This window comes from Bradyrhizobium sp. USDA3516 (assembly GCF_057651995.1).
The window spans coordinates 83156-95366 of sequence record NZ_JBYGYN010000006.1 but is presented as its reverse complement, the minus strand read 5'-3'; the positions used below and the strand labels follow the sequence as shown (position 1 = coordinate 95366).

The following is a 12211-nucleotide window of genomic DNA, read 5'->3' as shown; positions in this document are numbered from 1 at the left end:
GCCTTGATTTTGAACAAAGCCGCCCCCTTGCCCTTAGGGGGCGGCTCCAGTCGGCCGCGAGCTTGCCAAAATCAAATTGAGGGTGCAACGCCGGATGAGGCCGAAAAGGCCGATCTCGGCAGGTATTTAGGACCAAGTGCTGAGAACCAGGATACCGGCTTGGAGCAATTGCTAGAAGTGGCTGTAGGACAGCCGCGTCAAGAGCAGGTCCTGGCCCTGCCCGTCCAGGAAGCGCGGCGGCTTCTGCCCCTCCGTGATCGTGCCGATTACGGTCACGGCAACGCCGTGGGACTGCCCCGCGGCAATCAGCGTCGCGCATTGTGCCGGCGGAACGGTGCAGAGCACCTCGTAGTCGTCGCCGCCCGCGAGCAGCGTCTCGACAGACGCGACGTTGCGGGCGCGAAGGCCGGCCGCCGCGGCCGACAGCGGCAGGCTCGTCACGTCGACCGAAGCCGAGACCCCGGAGGCGGCACAGAGCTTGGTCAGATCGCCGGCGAGGCCGTCGGAGACGTCCATCGCCGCGGTGGCATGATCGCGCACGGACCGCGCCAGCACGTTGCGTGGCTGCGGCACCCGATAGCGCGAGACCAGAAAATCCCGTGCCGCGGGATCGGATGCCAGCGCTGCCGCCACCGCGCCGCCTTTGAGCACGTCGAGGCCGAGTGCGGCATCGCCGATCGTCCCCGTCACCAGGACGCGGTCGCCCGGCCTTGCGCCGGTCCGGCCGATCATCCGCCCCCGAGGCACTCGGCCGAAGGCGGTGATCGAGATCATCTGCGGGCCCGGCGTCGACACCGTGTCGCCACCGAGCAGAGGACAAGCGAAGGTCTTCGCATCGTCGCCCAGCGCGTCCGCAAAAGGACGCAGCCAGGCATCCTCCTTGCTGCGCAGCGCCAGCGTCAGCACGAACCCTGCCGGCGTCGCTCCTTTCGCCGCGAGATCGGACAGGTTCACCCGCAGCGCCTTGCGCGCGATGGTGTCGGGCGGATCGCCAGCGAGATAATGCACGCCCTCGACCACGGCGTCGGTGGTGACGACGATGTCCTCGCCGGACGAGGACAGCACCGCAGCGTCATCGACCAGCCCGAGCGCGCCGGGGTCGGTCGCCAGCGGCTTGAAATAGCGCGCGATGAGGGAGTCTTCGCCGGAGGGATTTTGCGGAGTGGTCATCAGCTAGATCCATCATCTCCGGCCGTCATTGCGAGCGAAGCGAAGCAATCCAGACTGCCCCGGAGAAATAGTCTGGATTGCTTCGTCGCCACGCTCCTCGCAATGACGACCTCCAACTACCCCCGTCCGAACTCGTCGCCGCGGAACTGGCGGCCGATCTGGTCGAGCACGGCGTTGACCATGCCGGTCTCCTCGCGGTCGACGAAGGCATTGGCGACGTCGACGTATTCGGAGACCACCACCCGGCCCGGCACGTCCTTGCGATGCTGCAGCTCATAGGCCCCTGCCCGCAGCACCGCCCGCAGGATCGCTTCGATGCGCTTGAGCGGCCAGCCCTTCGACAGCGCCTCGTCGATCAGAGGATCGAGCTTCTTCTGGTCGCGCACGACGCCGGAGACGACATCGCGGAAAAAGGCCGCTTCCGCCGGCAGATACGTCTCGCCCTCGACCTCGTTGCCGAGCCAATGGCTTTCGAACTCGGCAAAGATGTCGTTGATGCCGGCACCGGCGATGTCCATCTGGTACAGCGCCTGCACGGCTGCGAGACGGGCCGCACCGCGCCGGTTCGCCTTCTTCTCGCCAACGCCTGTCGGCTTCTTGGTGTTCTCGGCCATGGCTTCAGGCCTGCGCCAGGCGGCGTTTGATGCGCAGCATCGCAAGCGCGGCGCGCGCGGCATCGCCGCCCTTGTTGAGCTCGCTGGCGCGCGCCCGCGCCCAGGCCTGCGCCTCGGTGTTGACGGTGAGGATGCCGTTGCCGAGCGGCAGCTTCCGCGCCACCGCGAGGTCCATCAGCGCGCGCGAGGATTCCTGCGAGACAATCTCGAAATGAATGGTGTCGCCGCGGATCACGCAGCCGAGCGCGATCACCGCGTCATAGGGCCTGCCATTCGCCACCGCGGCATCGACCGCGATGGCGACTGCCGCGGGGATCTCCAGCGCCCCCGGAACCGTGATGACGTCGTGGGTCAGGCCGGCCGCCTTCAGTTCAGTCACCGCGCCGTCCAGCAGCGCATCCTGGAGATCGTCATAGAACCGCGCCTCGACGATCAGCGCCCGTGCGCCGGAAATGTCGGTCTGGTCCTTCAGGGGTGCGCGCCGCGCGTCTGCCATCGTCAAATCCGTTCTACAGGGGTTGGCGCGTTATGTAGTCGCCGCAGGCGGGTAAGCCAAGTTAGAAACTGTCATTCCGGGCCGCGAAGCGAACCCGGAATCTCGAGATTCCGGGTCTGGTCCTACGGACCATCCCGGAATGACGGCTTCGCCGTCATTTCATTTCCGTCAGCCGCGCCGCATAGCGGGCCATCAGGTCGACCTCGATATTGACCTCATTGCCCGCCTTCCAGCCGCCGATGGTCGTCACCGTCAGCGTGTGCGGGATGATCAGCACCGAAAAGCTCACGTCCTTCACCGTATTGACCGTCAACGACACGCCGTCGAGCGTGATCGAGCCCTTGGTGGCGATGAACCGGGCCAGCTCCCGCGTGGTCGCAAGCTCGAACCGCGCCATGTCGGGCAGATCCTCGCGGCTGAGAAGCGTCGCGATACCGTCGGCATGGCCGGCGACGATGTGGCCGCCGAGCTCGTCGCCGATCTTCAGCGCGCGCTCGAGGTTGAGCCTGGTGCCGAGCTTCCAGTGCTTGGCCGTGGTCAGCGCCAGCGTCTCCGCGCCAGCATCGACGTCGAACCAGGTCTTGCCGCCATCGATGCCTGAGGCAACCACCGTCAGGCATACGCCGTTGCAGGCGATCGAGGCGCCGTCGGCGATGGTGCTCTGATCGTAGCCGCAGGCGATGCGGAGCCGGTGCAACTGCCCCTGCGCCGTCGGCGTGAAGCTGACGATCTCGCCGATATCGGTGACAATGCCGGTGAACATTACGCGCGCTCGTAGATGGTGAGGTTATCCTTGCCGTAGGTCTCGCTAGCATGAACCTTGTAGGCCGGCGACCGCGTGATTTTCGACAGGGGCAATGCATCGAGCGCATCGACGCCGGCTTCGCCGACGTCTTCCGCGCCGCGGAACAGCCAGATCTCGTCGACGAGATCGGCCGCGACGAAGGACGCGGCAACACGGCTGCCGCCCTCCACCATCAGCCGCGTGATGCCCTTCTCCGCCAACGCATGCAGCACGGCCGAAAGATCGAGCCCGGATGAACTGCCCGGAGGCATGCGCATGATTTGCGCACCGGCCGCGCCAAGACGCGTCGCGGCGGCCGCTTCCGAAAGCTCGGACGCGATCACCCAAAGCGGCGTCTCGCGTGCGGATCGAACCAGCTCGCTCGATGCGGGTGTGCGCAGGCTCCGGTCGAGCACAACACGCACTGGCGAGCGCGCCGCCATGCCCGGAAGGCGGCACGTGAGAAGCGGATCATCCGCCAGCACCGTGCCGATCCCGACCAGGATGGCATCGTTCTGCGCGCGCAAGAGGTGCACGCGATCGCGTGCCGCCTCACCCGTGATCGCAAGCGGCTTGCCGCCGGCTGCACCGATCTTGCCGTCCGGCGAGACCGCAAGCTTCAGGATCACATGCGGACGCCGGTCCCGGATGCGGCGCAAATGTCCGGCATGATCGAACGCGGCCTCCGCCGCGCACAGACCGACGTCCACCGCAATGCCGGCGGCGCGGAGGCGCGCATGGCCCTGGCCCGCAACTTCCGGATTGGGATCCTCGATCGCCGCCACCACGCGCTTGATGCCGGCGGCGATCACCGCATCGGCGCAAGGCGGCGACTTGCCGAAATGCGAGCACGGCTCCAGCGTGACATAGAGCGTGGCGCCCCGCGCCGCTTCGCCCGCCCGCCGCAACGCTTCGGGCTCGCCGTGCGGCCGTCCGCCTGCTTGCGTCCAGCCGCGACCGACGATGACGCCGTCCTTGACGATGACGGCACCGACGGCCGGGTTGGGCCAGGTCCGCCCCTGCCCGCGCCGACCGAGCGCAAGCGCCAACTCCATGAAGCGGCGATCAGCCTCCTTGGCCTCGCGGGCCTTATGCGCAAATTGGTCTTCCAGAATGCGGAAGATCATTTGCGCACCGCGGCGAGCCGCGCTTCCTCCTCGCCGGAGAGCTCGCCGAGCACGTCGGCGAAATCCTTGGCCTCGCGGAAATTGCGGTAGACCGAGGCAAAGCGCACATAGGCGACGTCGTCGAGCGTGCGCAGATGCTCCATCACGGTCTCGCCGATCACCTCCGAGGAGATCTCGGCCTCGCCACCGGTCTCGAGCTCGCGCACGATGGTGGAGACCATCTTCTCCACGCGCTCCGGCTCGACCTGCCGCTTGCGAAGTGAGATCTGCACCGAGCGCATCAGCTTGTCGCGGTCGAAGGGCACGCGGCGGCCGTTGCGCTTGATCACCGTAAGCTCGCGCAGCTGCACGCGCTCGAAGGTGGTGAAGCGGAAATTGCAGGCGACGCACACGCGCCGCCTGCGGATCACGGACGAGTCCTCGGTCGGACGCGAGTCCTTTACCTGCGTATCGAGACTGTTGCAGTTCGGGCAGCGCATCCGTGTGACCTTTATTTTCGCATGACCCTTCGGAAAACCGGTACCCGCTTTTCCGGATCATGCGGGCCTTACTGGTAGATCGGGAACCGGTCGGTGAGCGCCTTGACCCGTTCCTTGATCGCAGCCTCCACCAGCGGCGCCTTGCCGTCGGAGGACTGCGCGATCGCGTTGAGGACCTCTGCGATCATGCCGCCGACCTGCTGGAATTCGGCCACGCCGAACCCGCGGCTGGTCGCAGCCGGCGTGCCGAGCCGAATGCCCGAGGTCACGAAGGGCGATTCCGGGTCGAACGGAATGCCGTTCTTGTTGCAGGTGATGGCGGCGCGGACCAGCGCCTTCTCCGAGACGTTGCCCTTCAGGCCCTTCGGCCGGAGATCGACAAGCATCAGATGATTGTCGGTGCCGCCGGAGACGATATCGAGACCATGGCCCTTCAGGGTCTCGGCCAAGGCCTTGGCGTTCTCGACGATGTTCTTGGCGTAGACCTTGAAGTCCGGACGCAACGCCTCGCCGAAGGCGACCGCCTTGGCCGCAATCACGTGCATCAAGGGACCTCCCTGCAGGCCCGGGAAGATCGCCGAGTTGAGCTTCTTGGTCAGCGTCTCGTCATTCCACAGCATCAGGCCGCCGCGCGGACCGCGCAACGACTTGTGCGTCGTGGTGGTGGTGACGTGCGCATATGGCACCGGCGAGGCATGCACGCCGCCGGCGACGAGGCCGGCGAAATGCGCCATATCGACCAGGAGGTAGGCGCCGACGCTGTCGGCGATCTCGCGGAAGCGCTTGAAGTCCCAGGCGCGCGAATAGGCCGAGCCGCCGGCGATGATCAGCTTGGGCTTGACCTCCTCGGCCTGCCTGGCCACCGCATCCATGTCGATGATCTGGTCCTCGCGGCGCACCGTGTAGTGCGCGGCCTTGAACCACTTGCCGCTCATGTTGACGGGCGAGCCATGCGTGAGATGGCCGCCAGCGGCGAGATCCAGACCCATGAAGGTGTCGCCGGGCTGCAGCAGCGCCAGGAACACCGCCTGGTTCATCTGGCTGCCGGAGTTCGGCTGCACGTTGGCGAAACTGGCGCCGAACAGCTTCTTGGCGCGATCGATCGCAAGGTTCTCGGCGACGTCGACCCACTCACAACCGCCGTAATACCGCGCGCCCGGATAACCTTCCGCGTATTTGTTGGTCATCACCGAACCCTGCGCTTCCAGCACGGCCCGGCTGACGATGTTCTCGGAGGCAATCAGCTCGACCTCGTGGCGCTGCCGGCCGAGCTCGCCCTTGATGGCGGCGGCGATTTCGGGATCGGCCTGCTCGAGCGAGGCGGTAAAAAACGAATCGGGCGCGGAGGCGGACTTGGGTGCGGTCATCTTGCGAATATCTCCACCGCCGCAGCCTTTTGGCGGGCTACGGGCGGGTCTGGTGTGGCGGTCGGAAGCACGCGCGATCTACCACATCGCCCGCAACTGGCCAAGCATTTGCGGGTCGGGCCGGATATTTATGCAAGATATGGTGGGATTGGGGGGCAGCCCGGGAGCGGTTTTGCGAGACCGCTCCCTGTCAGTATCCGGGCCAGGGCCACCTTGGCCTCCTTCTTTGCCAGCTACCTTCGGGTAGAGCCGGCGTCGTTCTACAGCCCCGTATACCCCGCCTTCACCGGGTCGACGCTGCCGTCGAGCTGGCGCAGATAGGTCAGGCCGCAGACCGTCAACCTGTGGCTGTCCGTCTCGCCGGCTTCCATCAGGATGCTGAGGTAATTCGTAACCTTTTCACGCGCTTCGGCGCTCGCCGCCGCGGTGCGGTTGGCGAGCAGGTCATAGGTCTGCATGATGCGGTCGATGGCAGCTTCCATAGCATCCTCTGGTTCGTGGGGATCTTGGGGGTTTTGATCAGGCAACAGCTGTGGCCTCGGTCTGCGCCTGGAACCGGGCGATAGCCTTGTTGGCTAGCCTGATCCTGTTGAATTCGCCCTGCTGGAGCAGCGTGACGATCAGGTGAAGCAGGCGGTCGTCGGTGACGAGAGTGTCCGGCATTGCGCCGGAGCGGCGAAGATAGTTCGCGGCGATGGCGTAGGCCTCGCTGACGAGTTCCACGTTCATCACTTGAAGCCCGCGCTCGACCAGCATCGCCGTTTCTCCGATCCGAAGGAGATAAGCGCCGAGCCCGGAACTTGTTCCTGGCCGCCGAGGGATTTTTTCGCAGGTGCAAAAAAACATCGACGCTCCGGCCCAGGGGCAACTCCGGGCCGGCGCGCTTGGGGAAGTCAGGCACTTTCGGGAGGGCTTGCCGGTCTTGTTGCGGGCCGGCTTGGCCTTGATCCCTTGGAAAATCAGAGACGGTACAGGATCTGGTCGGTCCAGAACCGCTCGAGGCGGTGCAGCGACTTGTTGAGGGTCGCAAATTCGTCGCCGGAGATGCCGCCGACCTGCTCCACCGTCTTGACGTGCTTCTGGTAGAGCGCATCGACGATGCGGCGGACTTCCTGGCCCTGCGGGGTCAGACGGATGCGCACCGAGCGGCGATCGACGCGCGAGCGCTGATGATCGAGAAAGCCGAGCTCGACGAGCTTCTTCAGATTGTAGGAGACGTTGGAGCCGAGATAGTAACCGCGCGTGCGCAATTCGCCCGCGGTCAGCTCCTTGTCGCCGATGTTGTAGAGCAAGAGTGCCTGGACCGAGTTGATGTCCGCACGGCCGCGGCGATCGAATTCGTCCTTGATCACGTCGAGGAGCCGGCGATGCAGCCGCTCCACCAGAGTCAAAGCTTCCAGATAGAGCGACTGCACCGAACCCTGCTGGCCGGAGACGCGCTCTGCGGTATCTGCCGCAGTTGCGACGGCTTTCATCATGACACTTCCCCTGTTGTCGTTTTTATCGACACTTATTCGACGAAACTTGTGTCCCGTCTGATAGGTGCAACTTAAGGGGGGCGTTTGAACATCGGCTTAAATAAGAGAATAAAGAGATCATGAATTTAAGACAGTGAATTGCGCATTAAGCCTGTGCCACAAGTACTTTTTGAAAGCCTCTGTTGACCTTCGCAAGGTCCTGTTCACCCTCCGTCCGCCTCTGCTGTCGCATTCCAGAACAGCCCCGCCCCGTTTCGAAACGCACGCGTAACAGCTGTGGCGGAACCGGCTGGTCAATGAAAACTTACCGCGAATTTTAGGCAACCAGCGGTCAACCAAACGCAACACTCTCGTGTCCCGGACAAGATGCAGCGCGCAGCGATGCATCGCCGAGCCGGGACCCAGTCAAGCCGCAAACGAGATCGCCGAGAGATGGGCCCCGGCTCTGCAACGCATCACGCCGCACTGGACGATGCTGCGCATCGCCAGGGGCGCGCTGCATTGCGTCCGGGGCACGAGAGTATTGTTGATCGCGACGCGATCGCCCTACGGCGGCCGCTCGCGCGCGGCCATCCAGGCGAGCGCGAGATAGGCGGCAAGCATGAAGACCTCGACGCCGACAACGACGAGGCTGCCGCCGTAGATTCCCGGGAACATCAGCTCGATCACGGCCATCGACACCACGGTCGTCAGCCACACCACCGCGCCCCAGGGGGTTGCCAACCAGAGGCCGACGGCGGCGACGAGCTCGATCACCGCGAAGTAGACGGTCGCGGCCTGCCAGGCCATCGACTGGTTCTCGAACGCCTCATCCTCGCCGCCGACGAAGCCCGTGACCTGCGCCCAGTGATAGAGGCCTTTCAGGATCGAGAGCAGGGCCATCACCCGCAAGAACAGCACCAGCCTGCGGGTCCAGACATTGTCGTCGGACTCCGAGCGCTCCGAGGAGATCGCCGCCACCGAGAGCGCACTCTCTCTGGCACTGTCACGGGCAGAGTCCCTGGCATTGGCGCCGCCCTGGGCCGCATCGCGGGTGGAGATCTCGGTCATGGCCCCTTCTGGCTGCTTCGGCCCGCAAAATCAATCGGCTGCCCAAGTCAGGTCAATTCTGCCTTGCGGTGGGTCAAGCCGCGGTGACGGGAACCGTGCGAGCTGGTATAAGAATAATTCCAGCCGGAGGAAGAGTGATGGCGATCAAATACGGACGTCCGATCGAATTGCGCGAAGTTTCGCGCCGGGACAGCACCGCGGTGCCGCATGCCCTCGATCTGACCGTCCGTCCGCGCCGCAACCGCAAGGCCGAGTGGGCTAGGCGCATGGTGCGCGAGAACGTCCTCACCACCGACGATCTGATCTGGCCGCTGTTCCTGATCGACGGCACCAACAAGCGCGAGCAGGTCGCCTCGATGCCGGGCGTCGACCGCCTCAGCGTCGACCAGGCCGTGCGCGAGGCCGAGCGCGCCATGAAGCTGACCATCCCCTGCATCGCGCTGTTTCCCTACACCGATCCCTCCTTGCGCGACGAGGAAGGCACGGAAGCCACCAACCCGAACAATTTGGTCTGCCAGGCCGTGCGCGCGATCAAGAAAGAGTTTCCGGAGATCGGAATCCTCTGCGATGTCGCTCTCGATCCCTTCACCAGCCACGGCCATGACGGCCTGATCTCCGACGGCAGGATCCTCAACGACGAGACCGTCGCCGTGCTGGTGCGCCAGGCCTTGGTGCAGGCCGAAGCCGGCTGCGACATCATCGCGCCCTCCGACATGATGGACGGCCGCGTCGCCGCGATCCGCGAGGGGCTGGACCGCGCCGGCCTGCTCGACGTGCAGATCATGGCCTATGCGGCGAAATACGCCTCGGCCTTCTATGGCCCGTTCCGCGACGCCATCGGCTCGGCCAAGACGCTCACCGGCGACAAGCGCACCTATCAGATGGACAGCGCCAACACCGACGAAGCGCTACGCGAGGTCGAGCTCGACATCGCCGAGGGCGCCGACATGGTGATGGTGAAGCCCGGCATGCCCTATCTCGACGTGGTCCGCCGCGTGAAGGACACCTTTGCGATGCCGACCTTCGCCTACCAGGTCTCCGGCGAATACGCGATGATCGCGGCAGCCGCGAACAACGGCTGGCTCGACGGCGAGCGCGCGATGATGGAGAGCCTGCTCGCCTTCAAGCGCGCCGGCGCCGACGGCGTGCTGAGCTATTTTGCGCCGAAGGCCGCGGAGAAGCTTCGGAGCCAAGCGTAGGTCTTGTAGGCCCACGCAACGGATCTTTCATGCCCCGGACGCAATGCAGCACGGCGCTCTTGCGACGTGATGTGTTGCAGAGCCGGGGCCCATCTCTCACCGCGATCTCGCTTGTGGCCTGCTGGGTCCCGGCTCTGCGCGCCGCTTTGCGGCGCTTGTCCGGGACACGAGGGTGAAGTTGCCGGCGCACCCTACCCCTGCAACGCTCAACCCGCCGCTTGCGCCTTGGGCTTAGGCCCGCATAAGGGACGCAGCGCCTCGCGCTGCTCACGCGACAGCACGGTGATCGGATAGATCGGTTCACGCGTCGCCCGGTCGAAGAACGGGTGCGGCCATGCCTTGCCCCGCAGCTTCCATGCCAGCACCTTGCCGATGGCCCGCAGGATAAGAGGAAGATTAAGTCCCGTCGAGCCCGCCGGTGGCTCGCCGACCGCATACTTGCCGAGAATGGCGCCGATCGGCGCTCCCGCGGCCTCGTCGACCGCCGGCGTGCCGCCCTCGAACGCCTGCGCGATGATGCCGACGAAGGGAACACTCGGCGAAAGGGTGTTGCCAACCGGTGTGTTGCAGCAGCTTGCATACCACCGATAAAGGCCTTTCGGGGCCAGCCGCACCCCCACGATCCGGTCCAGCCCCTGCACGAATGTAAGCGTCGATGGTGCGGCCTGGACAATGTCGCTGCCGCCATTCGCATCCAACAGATCGGCGCGGCCGAGCTGGTGTGCAAAGGCCTGACAGTCGTCGCAGTAGCAGACCACGCGATTGACGGTCTGCCGCGACACGCCGGTGAGGACGGCGCGAACCCCGCCACAGCGGCAACGCAATTCGACCTGACGAGCCATTGAAAATCGTTCCTGCGGGGGATCTTCTCGCCGCAGCATGGTGCAAATCACGGACCGCGCAAGCGGCCACGGCCCCCGAATCGCCGGAATATTTTTGTTGTGGTGGTGGGCTGACAGCCTTGGCGTGTGGCCGGGCTGTTCCCATGTCCTGCGACGGGGCTTCGCTGGGAGAACGGACCATGTCGTACGACTCGGGCAATTCAGGCGCCTGGCGCAATGACGGCAACATGCAACCGCACGCCTATGATCCCGACCTGCATCCGGAGCTGTTCCGGGGCGTTGCGACGCGGCGGGTATTCGCCTTCCTGATCGACATGGTCGTGATCTCGGTGCCGGTGATCCTCGGCTACATCTTCATCGCCTTGTTCGGCGTGGTCACCCTCGGGATCGGCTGGGCGCTGTTCTGGATCGCCTGGCCGGCCTCCGTGATCTGGGCCATCGTCTATTACGGCGCCAGCATCGGCGGTGCGTCCTCGGCAACGGTCGGGATGCGCCTGATGGACCTGGAGCTGCGCACCTGGTACGGCGCGCCAGGCTATTTCGTGCTCGGCGCGACCCATGCCGTGCTGTTCTGGGTGACGGTCTCGTTCCTGTCGCCGTTCGTGGTGCTGGTCGGCCTGTTTAACGGCCGCCGCCGCCTGCTGCACGATTTCGTGCTGGGAACGGTCGTGATCAACAATTCGGTCCGCATACCCGCACCCCAGGCGGCGCGGACGTGGTGAGCTAATCGATTGACCAGGCGCTTCTGGAGCGCGATGCTGATGCCTGTTTCGGAGGCCCACGACGTCCCTTGACCCAGCACTCGCGCGACACCCCACAATTTTACCTTACGGCGCCCTCTCCCTGCCCGTATTTGCCGGGCCGGCATGAGCGCAAGGTGTTCACGCATCTGGTCGGGGACCGCGCCGGTGACCTCAACGACCTCCTGACGCATGGCGGCTTCCGCCGCAGCCAGTCGATCGCCTACCGTCCCGCCTGCGACCAGTGCCGCGCCTGCGTCTCGGTCCGCGTCATCGCCAACGAGTTCCGTCCCTCGCGCAACTTCCGCAAGGTGATGGCCCGCAACGCCGACATCATCGGCGAGCAGCGCAGCGCGGTACCGACCTCCGAGCAATATTCGGTGTTCCGCGCCTATCTCGACGCTCGCCACCGCCACGGCGGCATGGCCGACATGACCGTGCTCGACTACGCCATGATGGTCGAGGACAGCCATGTCGAGACCCGCATCATCGAGTACCGCAAGCGCGGCCCCGACAGCGGCATCACCGGCCGCGGCGAGGAGCTGATCGCGGTGGCGCTCACCGACGTCCTCAGCGACGGCCTGTCGATGGTCTATTCGTTCTTCGATCCGGGCCAGGTCAGCCGCTCGATGGGCACCTTCATGATCCTCGACCACATCGCCCGTGCGCGACGTCAGGGCCTGCCTTACGTCTATCTCGGCTACTGGATCGAAGGCTCCAAGAAGATGGACTACAAGGCCCGCTTCCTGCCGCAGCAGCGCCTGGCCCCCTCGGGCTGGCTCCGCATCGACGCGCAGGGCGATACTGCGTCCGAGCCGCAGGATTAGCGAATGGTGAATGGCGAGTAGCGAGTAGGAACGACCCC

General features: G+C 65.3%; 15 protein-coding genes. 3 read left to right on the top strand and 12 right to left on the bottom strand.

All coding sequences use genetic code 11. The features are described 5' to 3' along the window. Window positions 1-171 precede the first annotated feature (171 nt). The 11 genes from thiL to AC24YW_RS19835 form a co-directional block, all read right to left on the bottom strand. Window positions 172-1170 (bottom strand): thiamine-phosphate kinase, encoded by a 999-nt coding sequence (gene thiL, locus AC24YW_RS19885; RefSeq protein ID WP_487484317.1) that lies wholly within the window; start codon window positions 1168-1170, stop codon window positions 172-174. Between the two features lie 116 nt (window positions 1171-1286). Beyond that, window positions 1287-1784: a transcription antitermination factor NusB gene (gene nusB, locus AC24YW_RS19880; RefSeq protein WP_487484316.1), complete on the bottom strand. Its 498-nt coding sequence runs from the start codon at window positions 1782-1784 to the stop codon at window positions 1287-1289. Window positions 1785-1788: 4 nt separating this feature from the next. Next, window positions 1789-2280 (bottom strand): 6,7-dimethyl-8-ribityllumazine synthase, encoded by a 492-nt coding sequence (ribH, locus tag AC24YW_RS19875; protein ID WP_487484315.1) that lies wholly within the window; start codon window positions 2278-2280, stop codon window positions 1789-1791. A gap of 154 nt (window positions 2281-2434) precedes the next feature. After that, window positions 2435-3043, bottom strand: coding sequence for a riboflavin synthase (locus AC24YW_RS19870; protein ID WP_487484314.1), 609 nt, complete (start codon window positions 3041-3043; stop codon window positions 2435-2437). Continuing rightward, window positions 3043-4191, bottom strand: coding sequence for a bifunctional diaminohydroxyphosphoribosylaminopyrimidine deaminase/5-amino-6-(5-phosphoribosylamino)uracil reductase RibD (gene ribD, locus AC24YW_RS19865; protein ID WP_487484313.1), 1149 nt, complete (start codon window positions 4189-4191; stop codon window positions 3043-3045). Before ribD ends, AC24YW_RS19870 begins: the two co-directional genes overlap by 1 nt. Further along, complete coding sequence (nrdR, locus tag AC24YW_RS19860) at window positions 4188-4670, bottom strand: transcriptional regulator NrdR (protein WP_487484312.1); 483 nt, start codon at window positions 4668-4670, stop codon at window positions 4188-4190. The genes ribD and nrdR overlap by 4 nt, the downstream gene beginning before the upstream one ends. 68 nt (window positions 4671-4738) lie before the next feature. Then, on the bottom strand, window positions 4739-6037 hold the full coding sequence (gene glyA / locus AC24YW_RS19855; protein ID WP_487484311.1) for a serine hydroxymethyltransferase: 1299 nt from the start codon (window positions 6035-6037) through the stop codon (window positions 4739-4741). Between the two features lie 260 nt (window positions 6038-6297). Further along, window positions 6298-6519 (bottom strand): hypothetical protein, encoded by a 222-nt coding sequence (locus AC24YW_RS19850; protein WP_487484310.1) that lies wholly within the window; start codon window positions 6517-6519, stop codon window positions 6298-6300. Window positions 6520-6556: 37 nt separating this feature from the next. Continuing rightward, entirely contained in the window at window positions 6557-6793 is a 237-nt protein-coding gene (locus AC24YW_RS19845; protein ID WP_487484309.1) for a hypothetical protein, read from the bottom strand. A 203-nt stretch (window positions 6794-6996) separates the two neighbouring features. Next, window positions 6997-7515 carry a transcriptional regulator LdtR gene (gene ldtR, locus AC24YW_RS19840; protein WP_025036696.1) on the bottom strand — a complete coding sequence of 173 codons (519 nt, stop codon included), beginning with the start codon at window positions 7513-7515 and terminating at the stop codon, window positions 6997-6999. Window positions 7516-8061: 546 nt separating this feature from the next. Further along, window positions 8062-8565, bottom strand: coding sequence for a DUF6163 family protein (locus AC24YW_RS19835; protein ID WP_487484308.1), 504 nt, complete (start codon window positions 8563-8565; stop codon window positions 8062-8064). A 137-nt stretch (window positions 8566-8702) separates the two neighbouring features. Here AC24YW_RS19835 and hemB point away from each other — a divergent pair, with 137 nt between their 5' ends. Continuing rightward, on the top strand, window positions 8703-9764 hold the full coding sequence (gene hemB, locus AC24YW_RS19830; protein ID WP_487484307.1) for a porphobilinogen synthase: 1062 nt from the start codon (window positions 8703-8705) through the stop codon (window positions 9762-9764). A gap of 206 nt (window positions 9765-9970) precedes the next feature. On the opposite strand, the gene AC24YW_RS19825 is transcribed toward hemB, so the two are convergent. Further along, a complete protein-coding gene (locus tag AC24YW_RS19825) occupies window positions 9971-10606 on the bottom strand; it encodes a DUF6151 family protein (RefSeq protein ID WP_487484306.1) in 636 nt (211 codons plus the stop codon). Between the two features lie 179 nt (window positions 10607-10785). On the opposite strand from AC24YW_RS19825, the gene AC24YW_RS19820 reads away from it, so the two are divergent. Continuing rightward, complete coding sequence (locus tag AC24YW_RS19820) at window positions 10786-11328, top strand: RDD family protein (protein WP_487484305.1); 543 nt, start codon at window positions 10786-10788, stop codon at window positions 11326-11328. A 68-nt stretch (window positions 11329-11396) separates the two neighbouring features. After that, complete coding sequence (locus AC24YW_RS19815; protein ID WP_225151846.1) at window positions 11397-12173, top strand: arginyltransferase; 777 nt, start codon at window positions 11397-11399, stop codon at window positions 12171-12173. The last annotated feature ends 38 nt before the right edge of the window (window positions 12174-12211 follow it).